Below are 25,531 nucleotides of genomic sequence, written 5' to 3'. Positions count from 1 at the left end.
TATTTATAAATTTACATTGTCGATAGTTTTGTTTTTTAATTAACAAAACTAATCATGATTTCATTTAAACACATTTTCGTAATCGCTTTATTTACTTTCAGTTTCAATTCATTTTCTCAAACTGTTTATCCAAAAATTACAGGATATTTTGGAATCATGCATCCTATTGCCACTTTTAGCAGCGAACAAACTACTGTAAATTTTAGAGATTATTATGCTGTTGGTTTCCCTACCGGAATCAATATCTGGAAGAGTCAAAAGATAGGTTTTTCATTTGAAGTTGTTCCCAACATTAGAGTGCAGGGAGACAGCGATAAAGTAACCAATTTACTATTTCATCCCGGTGTTTTAGTGGCTCTTGGAAACGGTTATACTTTTGCCGGAAGAGCAGCTTTTGAAAGCAGCGGTAGATACGGCATAACTCCTGTACTTAATAAAACGGTTATAAAAAGTGACAACTGCAGTTATTTTGTAGCTGTTCCGCTGCCTGTTCGTTTTGGTAATGATCATCCAGCTTCTTTTACGGTTGGTTTTCAGTTTGGAATTGCTTTTTAAATATCACGAATTCAACTTTTAAGATAGCGAAATACAATAAATTAACTTCCAGAATACATTTTAAATCCTTAAATTTCATCGACTTAAAATAAGGCATATAGATTGCTTAAAGTTTCAAGTCTAATGTTCTTTTAACTATTTAAAAAAATCAATTATGGAAACAAAATTTGATATCGTTGTTATTGGTTCTGGTCCCGGCGGTTATGCATCAGCAATTCGTTGTTCACAGCTTGGATATAAAACTGCCCTTGTAGAAAAATATAAAGCTTTGGGTGGTACGTGTACAAATGTGGGCTGCATCCCTACAAAAGCATTACTGGACAGCACAGAACATTATCATACAGCAGAAACCAAATTTGCAACACACGGAATCCTAACCGGAAAATTGAGTTTAGATTTCAAACAATTAATCAAAAGAAAAAGCGAAGTTGTCGAGCAGAATATTGCCGGACTTAATTTTTTAATGAAGAAAAACAAAATCGAAGTTTTTGAGGGAATTGGTTCTTTTTTAAGTAATTCTGAAATCAGCGTAAAACACAACGATGGCAATTCAACTAAAATTACTTCGACATATTTTATTATTGCAACAGGTTCAAAACCAGCTACAATTCCCGGCGTTGAAATCGACAAACAACGAATCATAACTTCAACAGAAGCACTTTCACTGCCTGAAAAGCCAAAAAGCATTGTCATTATTGGCGGAGGCGTAATTGGTGTAGAAATGGCTTCTATTTATGCCAGAATTGGCGTTGAGATTACGATAATAGAATATTTTGACAGCCTGATTCCAACAATGGATAAAGATCTTGGAAAAGAACTTAAAAAGATATTTACCAAACAGAATATCAAGATTTTATTGAGTCATAAAGTACAATCGGCTAAAAATAACGGCAAAAATGCAACGGTCAGCTTTTTGGATGCTTCCAATAATCCACAGGAAATTACCGCTGATTATTGTCTGGTTGCTGTAGGAAGAAAGCCGTATACAGAAGGTTTAGGTTTAGAAAACACCAATATCGAAGTCGACTCAAAAGGCCGAATCGTTACCAACGAAAAACTGCAAACCAAAGCCGAAAATATTTATGCGATTGGCGATGTTGTTGCCGGAGCAATGCTGGCGCACAAAGCCGAAGAGGAAGGGATTTTTGTTGCCGAAACTATTAACGGACAAAAACCTCATATCAATTACAAGTTAATTCCGGGCGTTGTTTATACTTGGCCTGAAGTAGCTTCTGTTGGTTATACCGAAGAAGAACTGAAAGAAAAAGGAGTTGAATATCGCGTTGGAAAATTTCCTTTTTCAGCCAGTGCAAGAGCGAGAGCCGCCATGGAAAAAGATGGTTTTTCTAAAATCTTATCTGATCCAAAATACGGTGAACTTTTAGGAATGCATGTCATCGGCCCGCGAGCCGCAGATTTAATTGCTCAAGGCGTCATCGGAATGGAATATGAAGTTACAGACGAAGATATGTTCAGAATTTCATACGCTCACCCAACTTATTCTGAAACTTTAAAAGAAGCCTATATGATTGCTTCCGGACAGGGAGCTATTAATATTTAAGTTTTTTGTTTCAGGTTTTCTTTGTTTCAGGTTTCAAGTTTTTACAGTACTTAATCTTTGTCAAAGTTTGAAACTTTGACAAAGATCTGTATTGTATTTTTTATCTCATTTAATTTCAAAAATTCTGATAAACTTTTGTTCTAGTTTTTTCCTCTTTCTTTCTTCTTTCCATCTTGAATAGAAAATAACAATAAGAAGAAACAAACTCACAATTGTAGTGGCTCGCCTAAGACCTCTTCCAAAAAAAAGAAAAAATACATTAATGAATATTAGAAAAACTACTGGAGAGAATTTCGTCCAAAGCAACTGAAATTTGCTGTTTTCTTCAACGACGTAATTCACATTAACCCTATTATCAATATTCTTGTAATTTCCTCTCACAATAAAAATTGTGGGTGATGTCGCTGAATTTATAGTTAACCGAAAACTTTTATCATCAAAAAGTCCATAAAATGGTTTTGCGCCGCCAAATATGGGAAATAGTCTAAAGTTACTTAAATTCACTTTTAAAGAACCAATTTCGATATTATTTTGCAATCTTGTACGGAAGTCTGATAAGAAAGGTTTGATTCCATTTTATTGAGCTGTCAACAAACTATTAACCATATCTTCTAAAGCTTTTCCGTGGATGTTTTTAGCTATGATAATTCCGTTTTTATCGATTAAAAAGTTCAAGGGAACAGACTGAAGCATATAATCTCCAATAACCGGAGATTTCCAATATTTTAAATCGCTTACTTGTATCCAAGGCAGTTTTCCTTTTGCAATTGCTCCTAACCATAAAGGTTTTTTAGTATCCATAGAAACACTGTAAATTGAAAATTTATCTGGATAGGCGTTGTATAATTTTAATAAAGTCGGCTGTTCTTTAATACATGGCCCGCACCAGGAAGCCCAAAAGTCAACTAAAGTTAATGAACCTCGCAAAGAAGAAAGTACCACATTGTTTCCTTTTGTATCAGGAAGATCAATTTCTGGCGCTATATCGCCAATATCTGTACCTACAACCTGCGCTTTTGAACTGGTTATTACACAACATAAGAATCCTAAAATAAGTAGAGTTTTTTTCATAGTTTATTAAGTTTATTTGTTTTGGGGAACGTTTTTTAATCTCATTATTGTCATATGATTTGTCATTTCGACGAAGGAGAAATCGCACTCGTGAATCTACAAAGAGAATCGCCAATCTTTGTCGAATTTCTAATGCGATTTCTCCTTCGTCGAAATGACATAAAATGAGAACAAAAGTTCTATATCTTTCTTAAATGAAATTAAAAACAAATATAAATTTTCTTTGATAAAACTTATTGCGTTATTTTAAAAAAGGTCATTTTTTTGATAGTTCTTACTTTTTCCTTTAAACAGAAATTTAATTAATATAATTTTACTTTAATATTAATTACTTTAATATTAATTACTTTAATATTAATTACTTTAATATTAATTACTTTAATTTAAAAAAGAATGAAAATCGAATACACCGATTTATACGGAGCGAATCTAACTGAACAAGAAGTTGGATTAAACAGCATTTTTATTAAAATATTTAAAGAGAATAACAGACTCAGAAAAAAAGAATATTATGAAAACAATATATTATTCAATGAGCTTAATTATATTGAATTAGGTACTTCTCACGAAAATCTTCTGTTAAAAAATAATGATTTAATTGGAATTATTGAAATCGAAGAAATTGATCTCAATTATAATAAATTATATTGTTTTACTTATTTCAATAGAATACTTGAAAGTAAAGGAATAGAAATTGAATTAAATGGACGAACAATTATGTCACAAGATTTAGATACCCAGACAAATACTCCTATCTATAATAAAACCTATAAATATTACGAGAACTTAAAAACAAATTATGAATTTAAATTTGAATATTATACTTCTGGAGAACTTATAAGAGTCATAGTATCAAACAAAACAACACAATTCTTTGAAGAATATAGGGTAAGTGAATTAAATTTAATCCCAGATTTCGAATGGTGGGATCAATATTCATCTTATTATTTAAATGCAGAGCCAGCAATACCAGAACTTATTATTGAAATTAAATAATAAATAAAAAGCCAATATAAAATTTGACTAAAGCCCTTTTCTTACCTTTCTTGCTACCTCCAGCTAAAGCTGGAGGCAATTGAAAAAAATTTTGCGACTTCGCTCCCGATAGCTATCGGGATTGCGAGATTAATACGCAAGCAAATATAATTTTTCTTTCCTAAATTCTTCATCATTTCTCCTCCTCCATCATAAAATTTTCCTAAAAATATTTCTTTAAATTGATATATCGGGAAAAGTCGATATATTTGCATCATGGAAAATATAGAACTTTTTAAGGCACTCTCTAACAAGTCCAGACTACAAATGCTGGAATGGCTTAAGGAACCCGAAATAAACTTTCCCAGTCAGCTGGAACATGGCGGATTTGAACACGGAGTCTGCGTGGGACAAATTCAGGCCAAAGCCGGTTTGACACAATCTACAGTATCTGAATACTTGTCTATTTTACAACGCGCCGGTTTCATCGAAGCCAAACGTGTTGGACAATGGACTTACTATAAACGCAACGAAGGTGCCTTTGAAGCACTCAGTAAATTAATTCAATCTAATTTGTAAATTACTTATGAGTACAAACAACCTGTTTTCGCCGTTTAACTTAAAATCGTTAAACCTTAAAAACCGAATCGTAATGGCGCCAATGACGCGCTCTTTTTCTCCAAACGGAGTTCCAACTGATGATGTAGCTGCTTACTACCAAAAAAGAGCTGAAGGCGAAGTTGGTTTAATATTATCTGAAGGAACTGTAATCAACAGACCTTCATCATCAAATGATGCTAATGTACCGCATTTTCACGGTGAAGCTTCTTTAAACGGATGGAAAAAAATTATTGATGGAGTTCACGCTGCAGGCGGAAAAATGGGCCCGCAGATTTGGCATATGGGAATTATGGATAACCACCACTCAGGATGGGTTCCGCCAGTTCCTTTTGAAGGTCCTTCTGGATTAAATCGTCCTGATTTTAGAAATGGTGTTACCATGACTGAAAAAGATATTGAAGATACAATTCTTGCTTTTGGTCAAGCTGCGGCTGATGCTAAAAGGTTAGGTTTTGATACTATCGAAATTCACGGTGCACACGGTTATTTAATTGACCAGTTCTTTAGAGCTGAAACAAATTTACGTGAAGACATTTACGGCGGAAAAACTTTACCGGAACGTAATCGTTTTGCTATTGAAGTGATTAAAGAAGTTAGAAAACAAGTAGGTAACGATTTTGCTGTAATCATGCGTTTTTCTCAATTTAAACCTTCTGATTACAATTATAAACTGGCAAAAAATCCGCAGGAATTAGAAGCTTGGCTTACTCCTCTTGTTGACGCTGGAGTGGATATTATACACGCTTCGCAACGCAGATTCTGGGAACCAGAGTTTGAAGATTCTGATTTAAACTTTGCAGGCTGGGCTAAAAAAGTTACCGGAGCTCCAACTATTACAGTTGGTTCTGTTGGTCTTTCTGGAGATTTCTTTGGTGCTTTTGCTGGTGAAAGCTCTCAGCCAACTTCTTTAGAAGAATTAAACAGACGTTTCGACAGAGGTGATTTTGATTTGGTTGCCGTTGGAAGACCTTTACTATCTGACCCAAATTGGACTGCTAAAATTAAAGCCGGAAAAACGGATGAATTAAAAGGGTTTAGTAAAGAAGCTTTGGGAGCATTGGTTTTAGAATAATTTTTTTTAAAGGTTCAGAGTTACAAAGGTTCAAAGGAACAAAGGTTTTCCTTTTGGATGAAATATATAAAAAGGATGAAACTATAAAGTTTCATCCTTTTTTATTTTATTTTGCCACAACAATTATCCGTTATCAATATCCGTAGAGGCGCACAGCAGTGCGTCTACGCAAAGTATTGACACAAGATTTAAACGCTTTTTTGCAAATTCATACAAAATAAAATCATTTTTAATCTTTTTAATCTGTGGCAAAAAAAAGACGCACTGTGCGTCTCTATAAAAACAAAAAAATAAAGGGATGAAAACATGAAATTTCATCCCTTTTTTGAATATCTATAACTAACAAAATTAGAAATTCAAGATTTTTATTTAGGTACAGAGTGGTAAAGGTTTAAAGGAACAGAGTTTTTTTCCTTTGAACCTTTGTCCCTTTGAGCCTATGTAACTTTTTTAACTCTTTGAAATTTATTCTGAAGCCAATTTCTAACCGGTTCGTCGTATAATTTTAAACATACAAAAGCTAAAACAATACTTGCTACCAGAAGTGCAATTCCAGGGATGAATCCATCTTTTAGCGACACTTTATTATCAACAACCCAAGCGGTATACCAATAAATTAAAGGATAATGTGTAATGTAAATTGGATATGAAATATCACCTAAAAGTTTGCATATTTTTGCCGAGAAAGCGTTTTTAATTTGTCCGCCCGCTCCTATTGCAACAATAATTGGGAAGATTAAAATGATAACGAAAGATTCGTATAAACCATTCATCCATAACGTATCTTCATCACCAAATCTTGGCAATGCCAAAACAATTGTGATTAAAATACTGCAAACCCAAAATGCTCCTTTTATGTGAATTAGTTTTCCTAAACGTGAAAGTAAAATTCCGGCAAAAAACGGATACAATAATCTGGTGAAACCAACATTTATTTGTTCCAGGTTTAATGACCAGCCGCCAATTACATCACCTTTTGGACCAAAAACAGTATAGTTAATTAACAGTCCGGCAAATATCAGTACAAAAACTGATAGTACTTTATTCGAAAATCTGCGGAAAATTAGGGCGTACAAGATGTTTGCGATGTATTCGAAAAAAAGTGACCATGCCGGACCATTTAAAGGATGCATTTCACCCCAGCCTCTGATTTCCATTGAAGGCGGAATTGGCAATAAAGTGAAACCAATAATCATGGTTAAAATTACTTTCCACACTTCCATTCCTGCAATTTGTGGAAACAATATATCTGAGGCCTGAAAATAATAAAATATAGCGCCAATGATCATTCCCATAATCACCATAGGCTGTAAGCGTATTAATCGGCGTTTGTAGAATTCCCATTGCGTCATTTTCCCCCAGCGATCGTCATACGCATAAGCGACAACAAACCCTGATAAAAGAAAAAAGAAATCAACGGCTAAATAACCGTGATTGATTATCTGTATAAAACGATTTCCGCCGCTAAAGGTTTCAAAAATGTGAAAAATAACAACTAAAATAGCCGCAACTCCACGCAAACCATCGAGAATCTCGTAATGTTTTTTTGGTTTTATATCATTCATAATAATGGTGAGTTATTAATGGTTAATGGTGAATGGTGAATTGTAAATTGTTAATGATTAGCTGTGAATTAATAATTTATAATTCACAATTAACCATTAACAATTATTATTGATGATTTTTCAGCCATTCTAATCTTCTTTGATCTGCTAAATGTTTTACAGAGAAGTTTTCGAATTTAGCTTCAAAACCTTTTCCGTCAGGCGAAGCGGCCATTAATCCAACCATTACAGGCGTATTATCTTGTAAAGGCGCGTTTCTGGTCATGATGTAATTTTTATCATCAAAAGAATAAAATACCTCAACGGCATCTAATCTTCTAACGGCTTTGATCCAGATAAACGGCGGCGCTTTTTCAAGAGTAGTTACGCTCCAGTCGCTTTTATCATGTGTTACAACAGTGCTGATATTGAATTTCCCGTCAACAAATTCTACTCCGGTTTTAATGTAGTTTTTTTCGTCAACGCGAATCATTAATCCCATTTGGTCAAAACGAGCGATATAATTTCCGGTGATTTTTACTTTGGCTTCAAATTCACCGCCGTAAGTTGCATAGTAAAAAGGCGCATCATCAACCGTGAATCCGTAATGAGAAATTCTCCAGTAATCGCTGTTAGCCGTTACGTTCATGATTAAGGCATTGTTTTTAATTTCCCATTTTTCAGGTTCATTAAACCATTGCATTTTTTCCAGACTTTGCGCCGAAAGTTTTTGGAATAAAATAAAAGCTGTGGCAAATAGTAGTATTCGTTTCATTTTATGATTTTATAAGATTAAAAAAACGTCTTACTTCTAACTAAAATATAAAGCAAAGCTGCAACTTTTTACACTTGCAGCTTTACAACCAACCAATTTAGAAATAATGAAATTATTGAAGTGAGAAGCCCACTTTAGATTTTATATCAGTTGAAGATGCTCCTACGATAGCTTCAAAAGCTCCCGGTTCAGCAACCCAGTCGTGTTTTTTATCATCGAAGAAACTTAAAGCCGTTTTATCGATTGTAAACGTTACTGTTTTTTCTTCTCCCGCTTTTAGCGAAACTTTCTCAAATCCTTTTAATTCTTTAATCGGACGAGGTAATGAAGATTTTAAATCGCTGATATAAAGCTGTACCACTTCAGAACCTTCTCTGCTGCCTGTATTTTTTACCGTAACAGAAAACGTGATTTTATCACTGCTTGAAATTTGTTTTTTATCAGCTGTTACTTTTCCGTATGCAAAAGTCGTGTAGCTTAATCCGTGTCCGAAAGAGAACAAAGGTTTTATTTTTTGTTTGTCTGCCCAACGGTATCCAACAAAAATTCCTTCGTTGTATTTTACTTCATCTTTACCTGGAAATTCTCCTAAAGCGTGTGCTCCGTTATCTGATAATTTTACCGGGAAAGTGAAAGATAATTTTCCAGAAGGGTTTACATCTCCAACTAAAACCGATGCCAAAGCATTTCCAGCTTCAGTTCCTAAAAACCATCCCTGAACAATTCCCGGAACTTCTTTTACCCACGGCATTGCAACCGCATTTCCAGAAATATTTATGTAAACAATATTCTTATTTACTTTTGCCAATTCGCTGATTAATTTATCCTGACCATAAGAAAGCTCTAATCCGTTACGATCGTGTCCTTCATCATCCTGATTTGGGGCTTTATTCAAACCTCCAATAAACAATACAATATCAGCATCTTTAGCCACTTTTAAAGCCTCAGCAGTTAATTCAGCAGGAGAACGTTTTTCTTCTAAACTTACTTTTGCTACAACTCCGTTATAATTACTTGTTGGATCTCCAACATAACCACGAGCATAAACGATTTCAGCCTGATTACCAATTCTTTTCTTTAAACCTTCAAGAGGTGTAATTTCGTAACGTGCTTTTAGAGAAGAACTTCCTCCTCCTACAGTCATCATTTTAATAGCATTTTCACCAATAACGGCAATCTTTTTAGTTTTAGAAAGATCGATTGGTAAAATATTATTGTTGTTTTGTAATAAAACAATTCCTTCCTGAGCAATTTTTAAACCTGCTTTAGCATGTTCTTCTGTTCCAAAAGATCCAAAAGGACGATTTCTATCCATTGTAGTTAAGAAAGCCAAACGTAAAACGCGACGTACTTTTTCGTCTAATTCTTTTGTTCCTATCTCCCCTTTTCTGATCATTTCAGAATATGGTTTTGCTAAGTAATAATTATCATAAGCATTACTAGTTCCCCAAGAAAGTCCGTTTGTCCAAGAACCAAATTCCATATCCAAACCATTATGGATAGCTTGTTTCGTATCGTTTACGCCTCCCCAGTCAGAAACTACAACACCTTTAAAGCCCCATTCTCCGCGAAGAATATCGTTTAATAAATATTCGTTGTGGCAGCATTGCTGTCCTTTGTATTTATTGTAAGCTCCCATAATTGCCCAAACTTCACCTTCTTGTACAGCTGCTTTAAAAGCCGGAAGATAAATTTCGTACAACGCACGGTCGTCAACTACTACGTTAACAGAATTACGGTTTGTTTCCTGATTGTTTAAAGCGAAATGTTTTACACAGGCAGCAACTCCATTAGACTGTACTCCTTTAATATAAGGAACTACCATTTTTGAAGTTAAGAAAGGATCTTCTCCCATGTATTCGAAGTTACGACCGTTTAAAGGGCTTCTGTAAATGTTAACTCCAGGGCCTAATAGTACGTTTTTGTTTCGGTAACGCGCTTCTTCTCCAATTGATTTTCCGTATAAAGAAGCTAATTCTTTATTCCATGTTGAAGAAAGTGCGGTTAAAGCCGGAAATGCAATACAAGAATCATTTGTCCAACCTGCTTGGTCCCATTCGTCCCATTTTACTTCAGTACGAATTCCGTGTGGTCCGTCAGTCATCCAGTTTTCCGGAATTCCAAGGCGTTTTACACCAGGTGAACTAAATTTTGACTGCGCATGAATTATGGCAATTTTTTCTTCGGTTGTCATTCTTGAAAGCGCATCTTCTACACGCTCGCTAATTGGCTTTTTATCATCAAGATAAACCGGAACCTTATTTTGTGCATTCAATCCGAATGAACTCAACAAAACTAAAACAAGGATTGTTTTAACGTTTTTAAACATAACTAGTAATTTATTTAAGCATTCAATTTTTGGTATAGATACAAGTGGTCAATTGTACCTTTTAATAATATTGTAAAGCTAAAACGTTATAGTTCGTTTTGAATTTTTAAACGAAAAAAAGTAGTGAATTAAAAAATTAAAATATTGATTATCAGTTTTTTAACAAAAAATAAGGATCAAAAAAAGTAGTGATTTTAAAATAAATCTTTAGATTTTCAACGTAATTAAACCTATTTTCATGACCATTTCTTCAAAATCATTTCTCGAAACTGCCGCTTTATTTCGGGCTCTTGTTCGATAATTGTAAATTGTACTTAAAGAGTAACGAAGAAAGGCCGCAATTTTTACACTGTCGTTAATTCCTAAACGAATCAAAGCAAAAATTCTAAGCTCAGTATTTAGCAATTCTCCCTGTTTTAAAACGATTTGTTCTTCTTTAATTAAAAGGGCATTAAAGTCTTTTACGAAAGTGGGATATAAATTCAGGAAAATAATATCGAAGTTTTTATACAATTCTTCTAATTCTGTATCAACCAAAGTCGTTGACTTTAGCATTTTGTAGATTTCGTCAAATTGTTTTGCCGTTGCTTTTTTATTTAAAATAATGCGGTAATTCTCCAGTTTATTAATGTAAGTTGAACAAAGGCTGAAAAAATGTGCAATATATTCTTCCTTGATATGATTCGATTCAGATAATTGTGCGTTACGTTCCTGCAGCTGATTATTGGTTTCAGTAATATCCTGATTTAATTCGGCTAATTTTTGACTGGTTTCATAGAGTTCTCCCCGAATTCTAGAAACCTTTTTCATTTGTTTGTAAACGTAAATAATTGCAATAATTAAAAATACAGAAAGTAAACTGATGCAGATTAAATAAAGCTGTAATTCTGTTTTTCGTTTGGCTTCTTTTTCTAAATAAACGGTATTAATGATCGAATAAACTTCAGACATTAAAAGCGTTCGAAACTGTACATTACAATAAAGCGCATCTTCAATTGCCGATTGCGTTAGTTTATACGCCATATCGACATCTTCGATTTCGTAAAAAACCAAAGCCAGTTCCTGTAGCGAAGCATTGTCTTTATTAGCATTTTTAATATCAGCGGTTGCGGAAAGTGCATAATATTTTTTTCGCAATTCAAGCTGATGTGTATGCTCATAAATGTTTCCAAGCAAATAGGTAATCATGGCATATTGCGGATCATCTTCGCTGGTATTTTTAAGCAGGTTCATTAATTGCTTTTGGGCACTAACTATTTTTTTATGATATACATCGTGCTGAATTTTATTGATTTGGTAATTAATAGATTTTGGATCTAAAACCATCAATAACGAATCACGGTATTTTTGAATTTGCTGTAAATATTCTTTACTGTAACTATTTGCCGCGTAATGCTCAAAAAATTCACGATACGAAACAAAGTAGTTGGGAAGCAGGGATTTTGACAATTTGTTTTTGTCAATACTTTTTAAAATTGCTTCAGATTCCCTGTATTTTCCTGAAGAAGAATAAAGTGTAACCAATTGCAGATTGGCTAAATCGGCCAAATCTTTATCGTGAAGTTCATCGGCAATTTTTAAATTCTTTTTTACGTACAAAATAGCCGAATCTGAATTGAATTTTTGATATTCAGTATATAAGGTTTTATTGTAATTGTACTCTTGTTCTTTCGTTAAATCCTCTGATTTGATTTTCTTGAAGTTTAGAATCCTTTCTTCCTTTAACCGAACATAATGCTGTTTGTTTTTTAGCGCCAGATTTAACTTGTCTATAATATCATCTGTACTTTCCGAAGCGAAAGCCGAAAAGTTAGTCAAGACAATTAAAAGTAACAAAAATGGATTTTTCAAACTGAATAAAAATAAATGTAACGTACAAATATAATAAAGTGTAAATAGAAAAATGAATTATTTATATATCTCGCAAAATAACCTAAAACTAATGATGATTTTTATAATTTTGATTGAAGTGAATTTCTAACCTAAACTATTATCAAATGCCAAATTTTATCATCGAATGTTCTGAAAATGTATTAAGATTAAAATCTGCAGATGACATCATGCAGGAAGTTTTTAATTCAGCTTTATCAACAGATCTTTTTACTGCTCCAGAAATTAAAGTTCGCATAAACCCTTTCTCACATTATAATAATGGCAATACTTTGAGTGATTTCATCCATGTTTTTGGCTACATAATGGAAGGCCGAAATGAGGAACAAAAAAACAATTTATCAAAAGCAATTGTAACGAAACTTAATACTATTTTGCCCGAAGTTAAATCGATTTCTATGAATATTGATGATTTTCAAAAGGCAGGTTATTTTAATAGTAAAATGATTTGATTGGTTTTGTGATATAAATAATTTTATTACAAATAATAAATGTTATAATATTTTCCATGATATTGTCATTCCGAGGAACGAGGAATCGCACTAGAGAATCGACAAAGATTGGCGATCTGCTGTACGGAATTTCTAGTGCGATTCCTCGTTCCTCGGAATGACAAACTTTGCGTTAAACCTTATCGAAAGAAAAAAAAACTTTGTCAAAGTTTAAAACTTTGACAAAGTTCCTCTAAAAACTTATAAACCTTATATCACTTATATGGTTTAAAAAAAATATTTAAAAACTACACCGCAATAGGCGCAGCCAAACAACTCTCTGGAATATCAAAAGCATTTACTAACGCCACAGCATCCGGACGAATATCCCAGCAAAGCTGATTCACTATTTTACGAACCGCTTTGGTTTTCACCGCTTCCATATATCCATCTTCAAGATACCAGGCTTTGTTTTTTTCTATCTGCGAAAGCGCGTATAACTGATATAATTTTGTCAATATTTGTTTTGAATTTTGATCTTCAATAGCTTTGATTGCTTCCTGAAATTGTTCTAAAACAATACGTTCCAAATAAGCCTGAGCGACATCAATCATTTGATGCTGCACAACATTAAAAGCATCATAAGCTTCTAATCCGCCGTCGACCAATTTCTTGATACGTCTCGCTGCCGAAGCCAGAATTGTTTTTTCTCTGTGTACAAATGCCTGTAAATGAAATTCGCCGTCAAGTAAATGTTCATCATCTGATCTTCTGGTTGCGATTGGATTTTTCTCTGTAATGGCTATTTTGGCATTTTCATATACATAATTGATAATTCCCAAAGAGCCCATTTCTCCGAAAGATTTTCTGAATTCTGATAAACGGTTTTTAGCAACCAATTGCATTAAAACGGTATTATCACCTTCAAAAGTGGTGTAAATTTCAGTATCATTTTTTAATGCGTCAATTCGGTTTTCAGACAAATAACCTTTTCCGCCGCAAGCTTCACGACATTCTTGTAATATATCTCTTGTACTCCAGGTCGAGTAGGATTTCATTCCGGCTGCAAGCGCTTCGATTTCCTGCATTTCGGATTCTGTCCTGTTCAAAAATCTTTTAGTCAGATATTGAAGTGCAAAATGAACAGCATATGTTTTTGCTAAATGCGGTAACAATCTGCGTTGGTGCATTCTGTAATTTAAAATCGGAACTTCTGACCCGCCTTCTGGGCCAAATTGTCGACGCTGATCGCTGTAGCGAATGGCAATTGTCAATCCAGATTTGGCTGCAGCCAAAGCCGAACGCGGAATTCCGATTCTTCCTCCTACCAAAGTTCCTAACATGGTAAAAAATCTTCTGTTATCACTCGGAATCGGACTTTCAAATTCTCCTTTATCGTTTACAGAAGCAAAACGATCCAGCATATTTTCTTTCGAAATCACAACATTATCAAAACTAATTGTTCCGTTGTCTACGCCATTTAATCCCATTTTATGTCCGCAGTCACCAATTGTAACGCCTTTTAGAGTATTTCCGTTTTTATCTCTTAGCGGAACTACAAAAGCATTTACGCCATAATCGTGATTGTCGATAATTAATTTAGCGAAAACAGTTGCCATTTGCCCGTGGACTGCGGCGTTTCCGATATATTCTTTTTGAGCATTTTTATTTGGCGTATGAATCGTAAAAGTCTGATCGTTATGATTGTATGTTGCCGTAGTTTCTAAACCTTTTACGTTCGATCCGTGATGTGTTTCGGTCATGGCGAAACAACCCGGAAGTTTTAAGGAACCAATATCTTTTAGATATTTTGCATAATGTTTTTCGGTTCCGAGAGACTGGACGCTCATTCCCCAAAGTCCAAACTGAACACCAAATTTTATCACCAAACTTAAGTCGTGATAACTCAGCGTTTCCATAATGGCAAAATAATCTTCTACGTTTCCTCCTCCGCCATATTCCTTCGGATAAGCCATATTTCCTAAGTTTTCATCGGCTAGAATTTTACACCAATTGTAAACCGTTTGGCGAAAAACATTGATATCTGTCGAAGTTTCGTAAGCAAATTCAGGTCTTGAAATCACTGATTTTACTTTTTTTATGATGTGGGCTTCTTTTCCGTCCAGAAATTCGGTTATTTTTTGAATGTCAAAATTGCTTGTCGTTTGCGAATTTGCGGTAAAAGAATCGGCTTTTGTTTTGAAGTTTTGAAGTGCTTCTTCGCCTAAAATTCCAAGATCGTTTTCAAGTTTTGTAAAGTCTGATTCTAAGGATGAAATATCCAAATCTTTATCTGAAAGCGCTACGGCAATATCAAAAATAGATTTTATAGAAGATTTATCCTGAATGCTTTTTTCAATATCCAGTTTCCATTGTGCGAGTTCATTTCGCGAAGGCGGATTTGAAATATCAACTTTAGATAGAAGATATTCCTGTTCTTCGGCTGAAAGGGCTTTTTGAGATTTTATAAATTCTTTTAATGTGGCAAATTCCTTTTGAGTTAAAAGATCATCAGACCACACTAAATAAAACAATGGAGTAAAAGCTTGAAGTTTTGCTGGTTTCATATAATAGAGATTCGGTTTTTATTTTTTTTTGCCACAGATTGCACGGATTAAAAAGATTATTTTCTTTGTGTTGAAAATTTGCCACGAATTACACAAATTTTCACGAATTCAAATTAATTTAAAGAATTAGTATAAAAAATAAATTCGTGAAAATTCGTGTAATTCGTGGCGAAAAAAAATCCTTTTAATCTGTATAATCTGTGGCCGATATATTTCAATTTACTGCATAAAAAAACAGGAATGAAAAATACTCATTCCTGTTTTAAAACCCTGTTAAGATTCTCGTAATTTTACATTTTTTAACCAATAAAATATGAGAGATACATTACTGAGAATCTTTAGACGACAGGATATATTTCTGTTTTATGGCAAAAATATGATGTGAATTAAAAACTAACACTGCAATAAAAATAATGCCATATGCTATAATTTGTATAATGCCAAATGGTTCTTTATAAAAAAACATGGCCAGTAAAAAAGCAATCATTGGATTGATGTTTAAAAGCATCCCAACAGTTGATGAATTTATTCCTGAAAGTGCATACAGATTAAGAAACAACGGAAAAATGGTAAACAAAATGGCGATAGTTTCGATACAAAAATAAAACCTAAATTCTGTTGGAATTGGTCCGCTGTAGGCTGGAAAAAAAGGCACTAAAAATAAAGCGGCCAAAGTAATATGAAACGTTAGCACTATAAATTTATCAAAACCTTTGTTAACGCGCTGACTTACTAAATATGCGGCATAAGTAAAGCCAATTATGATGCTGAAAAACATATCCATTATATTGGCATAAGACAAAAGAATACAGCCTGAAATACTTAATCCAACTGCAATCCATTGTGTTTTACTTAGTTTTTCGTGCAAAATAAAATATGCCAGTAATGTGGTTAAAATTGGACAGACCAAATAGGCCAAAGAGGTTGCTTTTACGCTGACATGATTCATTACATAAATAAAGGTAAACCAATTAGCCATTAGAAAAACGCTTCCGCCAATATTTAATAAAGCCGATTTTCTCTTTTCAGCTTTTGGCATTGCTTTAAAAACTGCTATTGCTTCTTTAACCTTTTTTCGTCTAAATGTAAAAGAAATCAGGAGCATTAAAATGCTGCAGCTGAAAACACGATAGAATAATATATCCAATGAGGCATAATCATGTATTGGTTTTAAAACCAAACTAAAAAATCCCCAGATTACAAAACAAGTAATCGCCGCTATGTAGTATTTTGTTGTTTTCACGAAATTTTAGTTTGTTTAATTTTCTATGAAACAAATTTCTAAAAAATAAAACAGCAATACAGATACAGTTTTTGTAAATTGCAGCATAACAGTTTATTTTTATGAAGAGTTCAAATTACTTGTATCTGCAGTTTGCAGACGTTATTGAAAAGCAGATAAAATCAGGGCTTTTAAATGTTGGAGACAAACTGCCTTCGATCCGGGAAGTTTGTGCCGAAACGGGTTACAGCATGAGTACGGTAAGCAAAGCGTATTATGAAGTCGAAAGCAGGTCTTTAATCGAATCGCGCCCTCAGTCGGGTTATTATGTGAGTAATATCTCGGCCAGAACAATTCCGGAACCTTCTGCCAGCAGTCCCATATTAAAATGCGAAAACATAGATCGGGAAGATTTAATCGATCAGGTTTACGGTAATATGACCGATAAAAATATTACGATGCTGTCGCTGGGTTTTCCATCAAATGAGCTTCTTCCTATTGCAAAATTAAACAAAGGAATGGTTCAGGCGATGCGCCAGCTGCCAAACAGCGGAACAAGCTATGAAGAAGTACAAGGTAATTTGAATTTAAGAAAAGAAATTGCGCGCTGGTCTTTTAGCTGGGGCGGTTCTTTAACAGAGCGGGATATTATAACGATGCCGGGCTGTACAAGCGCCATATCGCATTGTTTAATGACGTTGACAAAACCAGGAGATACTATTATTACCGAAAGTCCTGCTTATTTTGGAATTCTGCAATTGGCTAAATCTTTGGGTTTATATATTATGGAACTGCCTACCAATATGACAACGGGCATAGAATTAGAAGCGCTGAAAAAAGCTCTTGCGACTAAAAAAGTTACACTTTGTTTATTGATGAGTAATTTTAGTAATCCTTCTGGAAGCATGATGCCTGCTGAACACAAAAAAGAAGTGGTAAAATTGATGGAGTTTTACAACATTCCATTAATTGAAGATGATATTCACGGCGATTTGTACTTTGGCGCAAGCCGCCCGACAAATTGCAAGACTTACGACGAAAGCGGTATTGTACTTTGCTGCAGTTCTGTTTCTAAAACACTGGCACCGGGTTATCGCGCCGGCTGGGTTTCACCTGGGAAATTTAAAAAAGAAATCCTTCGTAATAAAATTTACCACACGCTCTCCTCTCCTACAATTACACATGAAGTTGTGGGTGATTTCCTGAAAAACGGACGCTATGAAAATCATCTTAGAAAAATCCGCCAAATACTGAATCGCAATTGTAATAATTATATCAATACAGTTTTAGAATCTTTTCCCGCAGGAACAAAAGTGAGCCAGCCTCAGGGCGGCTTTTTCCTTTGGGTTGAATTAGATAAAAAAATTGATACTGCTGCGTTTTATCATCTGGCTATGAAACATAATATCAGTATCGCGCCCGGAAGGATTTTCTCTTTTCAAAATCAGTTTTCGAATTGTATGCGTTTGAGTTTTGGGCTTCCGTGGAGTAATGAATTGCGGGAATCTATTCGAACTTTGGGGAGATTGGCAGCGAAACAGTTGTAAAGTTTGTCTTTGCGATTAGTTTGTCATTTCGAGGAACGAGAAATCGCACTCGTAAATCGACAAAGATTGGCGAATATCTGTGCAGAGTTTCTAGTGCGATTTCTCCTTTCAGTCGCAATGACAAAACTGTGTGCTTTTGAAAATAAAAAAAACTTAGAATAGCATCTTCAATTAATATAGCCCGTGGTTTCAACCACGAGGACATGGAGTATGACATTGCATTGTGATTACATTGTGTTCCAGTGGTTGAAACCACTGGCTATGTTTAAAATGTTTGCGTTTATATTTTTGTCGATTTGTTAGTGCGGTTGCTTCGTTCTTCGCAATGACAAAAACTCAGAACCTTAGCAACTTAGCCTCTCAGCAACTTCAATAAAAAAAGCTGGACAGCGCTAACCAATACACTGTCCAGCCAACAATTAAAGAAGACCAAAATTAAAATCTTATAACACGAAATAAGCGTCTTTTTCGACTTTCTTAGGTTCGTCGTCTAGGTGGAATTCTTTTAGAATATCAAATTCGCTTTGATATTCGTTCAGCATTTGTTTGATATTTTTTTCAATTGTGTTTGCAATTGTTGTAACCGGCGTATCGGTTGGTCTGTTTTCAAACGGATCCTGCAAATGAATCGCCATTCTTTCAATCAAAAAGAAAGCAGCTGCAATTGCTGTAATCAACGGAATCGCAAACCAGCTCAATACACTTGTCAGCCCAAAAGGCAGTAACAAAATAAATAAACACAAGGTTAATCTAATGTACATGCTGTAGGTAGTTGGGAAAATCGTGTTCTTGATTCTCTCGCATTTACCCATTTCATCGCATAATCGCGATAATGTATTATCGATTTCAACTTGTTGGTACATGTTGATTTTTTTCTCATTTTTAGCATTTTTAAGATCGCGCGCATGAAGCATTAAAATAGCATTAGGAACGTTTTGATGATTCTTGATATACCTAATTTCGTCTTCGCTCATTAAACCTTTTAAAGGTTTTACAGCATCTTTATTTCGAAGCGCCTGACCTAAACTGTAACACCATGCAATTTGTCTTTTGGCAAAGTTCTCCTTGAATTCGCTTGCTTCAACAGAAAAATCGGGATCTTTATAAAATGTCAAAACCTGACGTATTAAGGTTCTGGAATCGTTTACAACTGCTCCCCAAACAATTCGTGCTTCCCACCAGCGATCGTAAGCCTGATTAGATTTAAAGGCTAATAATAAGGAAATAATGGTTCCAATCATCGTTGGAATTGCAATTGGAATATCTACAGGAAGGGTGACAAAATAGTGATGAAAAATTTCGAACAATACGGTATAGGCAATCACTAAAGCCATTTCTACTTTAATTTTCCCGAGAACGTACTTCATTGGTATTCTTTTCTTTAATAACATATTTTCGGTTTTAATTAAATTAATATTTGTTTAGAAGAATCGGGTTTTATACGGTTTCTTCATATAATGAAAGTACCGGAAGTCCCAGTTTTTCATTAATGTTTTGTTTTTTTACTTTTTTAAATTTGATTTTTTCGCCTTTACGGGTTTCTACCAAAAGGTCAATTTCGTATTTTGAAATGGCTTCGGTTAGATAAGGCGCTGCTGCGTCGTAATTATCATCAACTCTTGAAGTCTGACTTACGATTTCATAAGAGAAATTTTCATTTAAAAACTGCTGTACATCTTTTACATGAACATTTGCAGCGCTGTTTTCTATATAAAGCGCTTTTGTAAAATCTTCTTTAAAATCGTTTCCTAAATGCAGAATCGGGCATTTTTGATTGGCCGCTAATTGCACTAAATATTGATGAATACGTTTTGTTTCCTGTTTATAAGAGTGTGTTAAAACGACTAATTTTACAGCAAAATGCTCAATGATTCCTCTAAAAATTGGAGACGAAAGTCCGTATTGATTGTGAATTTTAATTTTGCAGTTTTTAGTATGATCAATCATATACCTGCAGGTTTCGAGAACTTCTTCCTGACTTTTGGTAAGTCCGGTTCTCATTTCACGTAAAAAATTAGAGGATGAAAAAGCATCTGGAGTCTCAGAAACCATCATTAGAACAATTTCGCAGTCTGATTCTTTTGCCTGACTAATAGCTGATTTTACAGCAGAAATTGTATCATCTTTTAAAGTAGTAGGTATTAGGAAATTTTTCATATGTATAATCTTTTAGTTTATACATACAAAATAACGGGCTGAAAATTAGAAGGGTCTTAATCTAAAATTAGAATTTTCTAAGATTCAACATTAGATTTTTTAATGTTGGTCTTTTTAGGATTTATCTTTTTAAAGATGATCGTTACGATTGTTCCTTTGTTTTGCTCTGACTGCACTTGTATTTCGCCATCGTGCATACGAATGATTTTGGAAGCCAGCGGCAATCCTAAACCGTAACCAATATATTTGGCCGCAATTTTTCCTCTAAAGAAAGGTTCGTACAAATGCGGAATATCTTCTGGCGGAATTCCAATTCCGATATCGTTAATCGAAATTTTAATTGCATCCTGATTAGCAGAAAGCGTTACAAATACTTCATTATTATCGGAATACTTTACACCATTGGTAATAATATTATTGATCGCCAGTTCTAAAAGCGGTTTATTACACGGAATTAAAAGCAGATTAGAATCTTTTGGCGCAAAATTCATTTTAATGCTGACACGATTATCAGGATAAATTTTATCTAAATCTGATTTTACGTCTAACAACAATTCATCAATTCTGGCAATATCTAAAACTTGTTTGTTTCCGTCGTAACCCGTTTGTGTCAACTTTAATAAACTCTCGGTCAGGTTTCCTAATCTTGATGCCTGACTGTAAATGTTTTGCAATGATTCGACATATTCTGAAACTTCACGCTCTTTTAGCAGCATAATTTCAGATTCGGCAATTATGGTTGTAATTGGCGTTTTTAATTCGTGTGAAGCATTATTGATGAAGTTGGCCTGAATTTCAAATGAAGTTTCAAGCCTGTCTAACATATCGTTAAAAGTTTCGGTCAAATCTGAAATTTCATCCGAGTTTTTTACTTCTGGAAGTCGGTTATGAAGATTTGAAGCACTAATTCGGTTTACTTCTTTGGTGATTCTTGCGACGGGATTTATGACTCTTTTTGCCAGAAAACGACCTAAAAAGAAAGCGAGAAGTATGAAACCTATGCCTCCAAAAAGTAATATTTTTATAATATATATAGACGTAGTTTTTCCGCGTCGGTCGCGCGCGCCTACAATTACAATGTATTTTTGATGACTTTCGGTAAAAACCTGTCCGAGATAATATTTGCTGTTAACTTCAAAATAGTCTTTTCCTGTTGACAGAATATTAGAATAAAACTTATTTGGAAGATTTAGATTTGTGTTGTAATCAAAACTATTGGCACTGTTGATTTTAAGAACATATTCTTCTTCTTCAATAAGTTCTTCCAGTCCGTTTTTCTTTAAATTACTATAATATTTACTTTTTTCAGGATCGTGCTGAAAGTGAATTGATGCTACAATTTTGGCACGGTCTTCTAACCTTTTCAAAAAATGGTAACGGTTATTTTCTCTAAATAAAACGAATACTATTATACTCAATAGCAATGTACTAAAGGTAGAAAGTGCTACATAAGTAAAAGTAATTTTTTTTCTGATATCCATTCTATGGCTTTATAACATAACCTAAACCTTTCATGGTATGAATAAGTTTGGTTTTAAAAGGTTTATCTACTTTTTTTCTTAAATACGTAATATACACATCGACAACATTGGTGTTCATATCAAAATTAATATCCCAAACGTTGTCTAAAATTTGATCGCGGGAAACGATTCTTCCGGCATTTTTTCCCAGATAATACAGTAATTTAAACTCTTTTGCGGTTAAAATTATCGATTCTCCTTCTCTTTTTACCGTTTTTGCACGTCCGTTTATTTCTAAATCGCCAATGGTAATTACATCGATTTTATCTGTTTCCTGATGTGCTCTTCGGTTTAAAGCATTTACTCTTGCATCGAGTTCTCCAAATTTAAAAGGTTTTACCAAATAATCATCGGCACCCGAATTAAGTCCGGTTACAATGTTTTCTGAAGTTCCCAAAGCGGTTAAAAGTAAAATAGGAACAAAATTTTTACTGGCACGAAGTCTGCGGCAAATCTCGATTCCGTTAATATCCGGTAACATAACGTCTAAAACGACAACATCAAAGTTATAATTGTGGATCATTTCGAGGGCAGTTTTGCCATCCATAGCCACACTTACTTCGTTGTTATTTTCGGCAAATCCTTTCCTTAAAATCGATAAAAGATTTGGTTCGTCTTCGACTATTAGTAACTTCATATTAATTTGTATATACAACAAAAATAAGGATTGACTTCAAAAATATTATTCATAATAGTTGTAAATTATGATTTAATTATGAACAACGGCTTTAAAAAGCATAAAAAAAGCAGCTTTATCTAGCTGCTAATTCTTACTTATAAATTTATACACGTTGAACTTAATTAATTAAACATATAGAAACATAGATTTTATTATTGATCAAAGGCGTTTCACTTGCATTAACAAACATAGCTATGTGTAAATGATATATCATTTATTTTAATCTTTATTCAATTAATACATAAATCTACGTTTCTATGTGTTAAATATTATTCTTTCTAATTTTTAAAATTAAAACTCAATACTGCTCCAAGTCCAAATTGAAAAGTCGAAATATAATCATCAACTGCAACCGGGCCATACCAATATGTCCAATAATAACTCTCACCAACTGCTGCCGACATCGATTGTAAATAAGCGTTAATATTTACAGAGACAGTCGAAGCTGTTTTAATTTTTACACCTCCCTTTACATCCCAGGCAAAATAAGTTCCGCTTCCTCCCTGAGGCGTTTCTAAAATACTAACTCCTGCTCCTGCACCCAAATAAGGCAATAAATTTGATCCTGTATCAAAATAATGGGTGAAATCTGCTAAAATAAAATTGAAGGCACCTTTATCGTTTCCGGCATTAACCTGATTTCCTAAAGGGCCATAAAAAGGTATTTTTACATCTGATCTTAAATACTTTAACTCAACTGAGTTATTTGTCGAAAAGAAATATTCAAATCCTGCTCCATATTGAAATCCATCTTCAATTGTTGCAGAATAACCGTCGTAATCCAGCTCATCTGAAAAATTATAACCGCCATACAAATTAAGCGAAAAAGACCTTGCATCCTGAGCCTGCATTCCTATCGCCGACAGGAATACAGCTAATAATAAACTGTACTGTTTCATAAATTATGTGTTTGAAAGTTAAATGGTTAGCCAAATTTAATATTTTTATTGTAATTTCTTACATTTTTAAATATAAATTTCACACAATCAAACACTTAACAAATAAAGCTATTAAAAAGTTTCTCCAGCATTTAAGTAAAATCCCTTCGAATTATTTCCCCACGCATTATCGACAATCAAATTGGTACGTGTTTTTTTGTCTATTAATATTCTAAGGCCAAGACCAACCGTTGGCTGGATTGCATGAAAAAGTGATACATCATTGTCTTTATTACTTGCGGTTACAAAATTGGTAAAAGCTACGCCGCTAAACATTTGATTACAGGTTATGGGAAACCGAAATTCTGTTGAAAGATAGACTAAACCATTTCCTCTAAATAATCCTTGTGTATAACCTTCTCCACTCCTGCTGCGTTGATCCCAGCCAATTGCGGGCAGATTTAAATACGGAACATCGCCTCTTGTAACAAATTGTCCGTAAGCCCAGATTCCGAGAATGTAACGCGGATTTTTCTGCGAAAGCGGAATAAAATTTCGATATTCGGCATACAAAACATTACTGTATTTTTGATTATCAAAAAACACCGGATTAAAACGATAATTGATATTCGCAAACCAGCCTCTGGAAGAATTCACCTGATTATCTCTAGAATCGTAAACCATATTAAAACTTACTCCGGTTAGAAAATATTCTAAATTATCAAAACCGTGTTCCTGATTGTAATTGTAATGATAGGTTAGATTTCCGTTTTCAACATCCAGTTCTTTGTCTTTTATATTGGTGTACCAATCGATATTGATTCCTGCACCAACGTAAAAATTCTTTCTTACTTCAAAAGAAGCGGTTTGGTGAAATTTGAAATAATTATAATCCATTTCCTGTGCTAAAGAATCAATACTAAAACCTGGTTCCTGATCGCGATGCGGTGGAATTATATCTGTTCCGAGTCCGTAGTTTGGCTGTGAAAATATGTAAAGCCTGTAATCGCCGCTTAAAAAGATTCGGTTATTTTTTAGCAGAATATTGTTTTTGACATTGATCAGCCATTGCTTTTTTACAGTATAGGTTATTCCCAAATTAGCGACTGAATATTTATCTGATTCTTGTTTTCCTTTGAAAGTATATTGCGCAACGGCGCCAAAAAAGAATCCTGTTGCGGGCTGTGAACCAATTGCGGGAATTACGAGGAAAAAATTGTTTTTTGTGGGTTTAACTACTAATGTGGAATCGGGTTTTTTAAAGATTTCTAAAATAGTTTTGGGTGGACATATTTCTTTTTTTTGAGAATCTGTTTCGGTTTGCGCCATTAGAAATAATGGAAATACAAAAAGCAGAACTGCGATTTTAATTTTATGCTGAAAACTTATTTTTCTTAAGAATTTCATTCGGCAAAAATTTTAATTTCTATTTAAAAAATCAAACCTCTTGTAAATATAACTCTTATTTTCAATATTTTACAGAACAAAACATCAAGAATACCTCTTTCAATAAAATCTTATTCTGCAATTTTTTAAACTTTTACAATCAAAACTACTTTACGGTTGAAATTAATTTTGCAAAATGTTTTAAGAAACTTAAACCTTTCTTTTAAAAACACTTACAAATAAAATAGATACCATAATGAAAAATACTTTTGAATTTAAACTTCCTCATTTCCCAACTGATATTTTTGAGTTTGAAAATAATATTTTCTCAGGAAAATCAACCTTAAAACAAAATGGAGTTATTGTTGAACAAAGTAAAGAAAGAGGAAAACCTTTTTTAATAAAAAGGGTGAATGACGAAATTGTAGAAGCTTTTCCTAAAATGAATATTCCGGATATCTCTGCGCAGGTTTTAAGCATAGACGGAAAAAGATGTGTTATGGCAGCGCAATTAAAATGGTATGAATATATAATTGGAGCGCTGTCTTTTCTTTCCTTTTTTAGTGTTGGAGGAATTGGCATTATTTTGGGGAGCACCGCAACTATTATTAATTATAATTTCTTCAGACAAAATACTTCACCAATCCATAAATATCTTAAAGTTTTTGGAGTAAACGTAATTTGTTTGGTTTTATATTTAATAGCAGTAAGCCTGAAAATGAATCAATAAATAGTGGAGAAATTTAAAGTT

General features: G+C 33.8%; 21 protein-coding genes. 8 read left to right on the top strand and 13 right to left on the bottom strand.

All coding sequences use genetic code 11. The features are described 5' to 3' along the window. Positions 1-54 precede the first annotated feature (54 nt). Both NLJ00_RS16040 and lpdA read left to right on the top strand, forming a co-directional pair. Positions 55-555, top strand: coding sequence for a hypothetical protein (locus tag NLJ00_RS16040; protein ID WP_256634535.1), 501 nt, complete (start codon positions 55-57; stop codon positions 553-555). 154 nt (positions 556-709) lie between these two features. Continuing rightward, positions 710-2,116 carry a dihydrolipoyl dehydrogenase gene (lpdA, locus tag NLJ00_RS16035; protein ID WP_256634534.1) on the top strand — a complete coding sequence of 469 codons (1,407 nt, stop codon included), beginning with the start codon at positions 710-712 and terminating at the stop codon, positions 2,114-2,116. A 576-nt stretch (positions 2,117-2,692) separates the two neighbouring features. Here the strand turns inward: lpdA and NLJ00_RS16030 are convergent. Further along, the gene (locus tag NLJ00_RS16030) at positions 2,693-3,187 is read right to left on the bottom strand and encodes a TlpA family protein disulfide reductase (protein WP_256634533.1); all 495 of its coding nucleotides are present in this window, start codon (positions 3,185-3,187) and stop codon (positions 2,693-2,695) included. A gap of 393 nt (positions 3,188-3,580) precedes the next feature. On the opposite strand from NLJ00_RS16030, the gene NLJ00_RS16025 reads away from it, so the two are divergent. From NLJ00_RS16025 to NLJ00_RS16015, 3 genes are all read left to right on the top strand, one after another. Further along, positions 3,581-4,183, top strand: coding sequence for a hypothetical protein (locus tag NLJ00_RS16025; protein ID WP_256634532.1), 603 nt, complete (start codon positions 3,581-3,583; stop codon positions 4,181-4,183). A gap of 255 nt (positions 4,184-4,438) precedes the next feature. Then, entirely contained in the window at positions 4,439-4,741 is a 303-nt protein-coding gene (locus NLJ00_RS16020; protein ID WP_035644774.1) for an ArsR/SmtB family transcription factor, read from the top strand. A gap of 7 nt (positions 4,742-4,748) precedes the next feature. After that, positions 4,749-5,855, top strand: a complete 1,107-nt coding sequence (locus tag NLJ00_RS16015; protein ID WP_256634531.1) for an NADH:flavin oxidoreductase — start codon at positions 4,749-4,751, stop codon at positions 5,853-5,855. Positions 5,856-6,292: 437 nt separating this feature from the next. On the opposite strand, the gene NLJ00_RS16010 is transcribed toward NLJ00_RS16015, so the two are convergent. From NLJ00_RS16010 to NLJ00_RS15995, 4 genes are all read right to left on the bottom strand, one after another. After that, on the bottom strand, positions 6,293-7,420 hold the full coding sequence (locus tag NLJ00_RS16010; RefSeq protein WP_256634530.1) for an acyltransferase family protein: 1,128 nt from the start codon (positions 7,418-7,420) through the stop codon (positions 6,293-6,295). Between the two features lie 106 nt (positions 7,421-7,526). Further along, on the bottom strand, positions 7,527-8,174 hold the full coding sequence (locus NLJ00_RS16005) for a DUF1349 domain-containing protein (protein WP_256634529.1): 648 nt from the start codon (positions 8,172-8,174) through the stop codon (positions 7,527-7,529). Positions 8,175-8,286: 112 nt separating this feature from the next. Next, positions 8,287-10,503 carry a glycoside hydrolase family 3 C-terminal domain-containing protein gene (locus tag NLJ00_RS16000; protein WP_256634528.1) on the bottom strand — a complete coding sequence of 739 codons (2,217 nt, stop codon included), beginning with the start codon at positions 10,501-10,503 and terminating at the stop codon, positions 8,287-8,289. A 207-nt stretch (positions 10,504-10,710) separates the two neighbouring features. Then, on the bottom strand, positions 10,711-12,339 hold the full coding sequence (locus NLJ00_RS15995; RefSeq protein ID WP_256634527.1) for a DUF6377 domain-containing protein: 1,629 nt from the start codon (positions 12,337-12,339) through the stop codon (positions 10,711-10,713). Positions 12,340-12,500: 161 nt separating this feature from the next. On the opposite strand from NLJ00_RS15995, the gene NLJ00_RS15990 reads away from it, so the two are divergent. Then, the gene (locus NLJ00_RS15990; RefSeq protein ID WP_256634526.1) at positions 12,501-12,845 is read left to right on the top strand and encodes a 5-carboxymethyl-2-hydroxymuconate Delta-isomerase; all 345 of its coding nucleotides are present in this window, start codon (positions 12,501-12,503) and stop codon (positions 12,843-12,845) included. 287 nt (positions 12,846-13,132) lie between these two features. On the opposite strand, the gene NLJ00_RS15985 is transcribed toward NLJ00_RS15990, so the two are convergent. Together NLJ00_RS15985 and NLJ00_RS15980 are read right to left on the bottom strand one after the other, a co-directional pair. After that, the gene (locus tag NLJ00_RS15985) at positions 13,133-15,391 is read right to left on the bottom strand and encodes an acyl-CoA dehydrogenase family protein (RefSeq protein ID WP_256634525.1); all 2,259 of its coding nucleotides are present in this window, start codon (positions 15,389-15,391) and stop codon (positions 13,133-13,135) included. A 325-nt stretch (positions 15,392-15,716) separates the two neighbouring features. Then, complete coding sequence (locus NLJ00_RS15980) at positions 15,717-16,634, bottom strand: EamA family transporter (protein WP_180859809.1); 918 nt, start codon at positions 16,632-16,634, stop codon at positions 15,717-15,719. Between the two features lie 101 nt (positions 16,635-16,735). On the opposite strand from NLJ00_RS15980, the gene NLJ00_RS15975 reads away from it, so the two are divergent. Next, positions 16,736-18,160 (top strand): aminotransferase-like domain-containing protein, encoded by a 1,425-nt coding sequence (locus NLJ00_RS15975; RefSeq protein WP_053472207.1) that lies wholly within the window; start codon positions 16,736-16,738, stop codon positions 18,158-18,160. A gap of 443 nt (positions 18,161-18,603) precedes the next feature. Here the strand turns inward: NLJ00_RS15975 and NLJ00_RS15970 are convergent, their stop codons facing one another. From NLJ00_RS15970 to NLJ00_RS15945, 6 genes are all read right to left on the bottom strand, one after another. Beyond that, positions 18,604-19,551 (bottom strand): bestrophin family protein, encoded by a 948-nt coding sequence (locus NLJ00_RS15970; protein WP_073482020.1) that lies wholly within the window; start codon positions 19,549-19,551, stop codon positions 18,604-18,606. A gap of 46 nt (positions 19,552-19,597) precedes the next feature. After that, a complete protein-coding gene (locus tag NLJ00_RS15965) occupies positions 19,598-20,317 on the bottom strand; it encodes an adenine nucleotide alpha hydrolase family protein (RefSeq protein WP_256634524.1) in 720 nt (239 codons plus the stop codon). 77 nt (positions 20,318-20,394) lie between these two features. Beyond that, positions 20,395-21,798 (bottom strand): sensor histidine kinase, encoded by a 1,404-nt coding sequence (locus NLJ00_RS15960; RefSeq protein ID WP_053472204.1) that lies wholly within the window; start codon positions 21,796-21,798, stop codon positions 20,395-20,397. A gap of 1 nt (position 21,799) precedes the next feature. After that, a complete protein-coding gene (locus NLJ00_RS15955) occupies positions 21,800-22,474 on the bottom strand; it encodes a response regulator transcription factor (protein WP_180858478.1) in 675 nt (224 codons plus the stop codon). A gap of 320 nt (positions 22,475-22,794) precedes the next feature. After that, entirely contained in the window at positions 22,795-23,415 is a 621-nt protein-coding gene (locus NLJ00_RS15950; RefSeq protein ID WP_053472202.1) for an outer membrane beta-barrel protein, read from the bottom strand. Between the two features lie 111 nt (positions 23,416-23,526). Further along, positions 23,527-24,801: a BamA/TamA family outer membrane protein gene (locus NLJ00_RS15945; protein WP_256634523.1), complete on the bottom strand. Its 1,275-nt coding sequence runs from the start codon at positions 24,799-24,801 to the stop codon at positions 23,527-23,529. A gap of 235 nt (positions 24,802-25,036) precedes the next feature. Here NLJ00_RS15945 and NLJ00_RS15940 point away from each other — a divergent pair, with 235 nt between their 5' ends. Beyond that, positions 25,037-25,510 carry a hypothetical protein gene (locus tag NLJ00_RS15940; RefSeq protein ID WP_256634522.1) on the top strand — a complete coding sequence of 158 codons (474 nt, stop codon included), beginning with the start codon at positions 25,037-25,039 and terminating at the stop codon, positions 25,508-25,510. The last annotated feature ends 21 nt before the right edge of the window (positions 25,511-25,531 follow it).

Origin of the sequence: Flavobacterium panici, from assembly GCF_024499525.1 — a bacterium.
Taxonomy (GTDB): domain Bacteria; phylum Bacteroidota; class Bacteroidia; order Flavobacteriales; family Flavobacteriaceae; genus Flavobacterium; species Flavobacterium panici.
This window is presented reverse-complemented; position numbering and strand designations above follow the sequence as displayed.

What these genes read in the sequence shown, in the direction of transcription:
- NLJ00_RS15950 (WP_053472202.1), bottom strand. Translation starts at nt 23,415, where the DNA reads ATGAAACAGTACAGTTTATTATTAGCTGTATTCCTGTCGGCGATAGGA.
- NLJ00_RS15975 (WP_053472207.1), top strand. Translation starts at nt 16,736, where the DNA reads ATGAAGAGTTCAAATTACTTGTATCTGCAGTTTGCAGACGTTATTGAA.
- NLJ00_RS16000 (WP_256634528.1), bottom strand. Translation starts at nt 10,503, where the DNA reads ATGTTTAAAAACGTTAAAACAATCCTTGTTTTAGTTTTGTTGAGTTCA.
- NLJ00_RS16025 (WP_256634532.1), top strand. Translation starts at nt 3,581, where the DNA reads ATGAAAATCGAATACACCGATTTATACGGAGCGAATCTAACTGAACAA.
- NLJ00_RS15945 (WP_256634523.1), bottom strand. Translation starts at nt 24,801, where the DNA reads ATGAAATTCTTAAGAAAAATAAGTTTTCAGCATAAAATTAAAATCGCA.
- NLJ00_RS15970 (WP_073482020.1), bottom strand. Translation starts at nt 19,551, where the DNA reads ATGTTATTAAAGAAAAGAATACCAATGAAGTACGTTCTCGGGAAAATT.
- NLJ00_RS15955 (WP_180858478.1), bottom strand. Translation starts at nt 22,474, where the DNA reads ATGAAGTTACTAATAGTCGAAGACGAACCAAATCTTTTATCGATTTTA.
- NLJ00_RS16010 (WP_256634530.1), bottom strand. Translation starts at nt 7,420, where the DNA reads ATGAATGATATAAAACCAAAAAAACATTACGAGATTCTCGATGGTTTG.
- NLJ00_RS16020 (WP_035644774.1), top strand. Translation starts at nt 4,439, where the DNA reads ATGGAAAATATAGAACTTTTTAAGGCACTCTCTAACAAGTCCAGACTA.
- NLJ00_RS15965 (WP_256634524.1), bottom strand. Translation starts at nt 20,317, where the DNA reads ATGAAAAATTTCCTAATACCTACTACTTTAAAAGATGATACAATTTCT.
- NLJ00_RS16005 (WP_256634529.1), bottom strand. Translation starts at nt 8,174, where the DNA reads ATGAAACGAATACTACTATTTGCCACAGCTTTTATTTTATTCCAAAAA.
- NLJ00_RS15940 (WP_256634522.1), top strand. Translation starts at nt 25,037, where the DNA reads ATGAAAAATACTTTTGAATTTAAACTTCCTCATTTCCCAACTGATATT.
- NLJ00_RS15960 (WP_053472204.1), bottom strand. Translation starts at nt 21,798, where the DNA reads ATGGATATCAGAAAAAAAATTACTTTTACTTATGTAGCACTTTCTACC.
- NLJ00_RS16030 (WP_256634533.1), bottom strand. Translation starts at nt 3,187, where the DNA reads ATGAAAAAAACTCTACTTATTTTAGGATTCTTATGTTGTGTAATAACC.
- NLJ00_RS15985 (WP_256634525.1), bottom strand. Translation starts at nt 15,391, where the DNA reads ATGAAACCAGCAAAACTTCAAGCTTTTACTCCATTGTTTTATTTAGTG.
- NLJ00_RS16015 (WP_256634531.1), top strand. Translation starts at nt 4,749, where the DNA reads ATGAGTACAAACAACCTGTTTTCGCCGTTTAACTTAAAATCGTTAAAC.
- lpdA (WP_256634534.1), top strand. Translation starts at nt 710, where the DNA reads ATGGAAACAAAATTTGATATCGTTGTTATTGGTTCTGGTCCCGGCGGT.
- NLJ00_RS15990 (WP_256634526.1), top strand. Translation starts at nt 12,501, where the DNA reads ATGCCAAATTTTATCATCGAATGTTCTGAAAATGTATTAAGATTAAAA.
- NLJ00_RS16040 (WP_256634535.1), top strand. Translation starts at nt 55, where the DNA reads ATGATTTCATTTAAACACATTTTCGTAATCGCTTTATTTACTTTCAGT.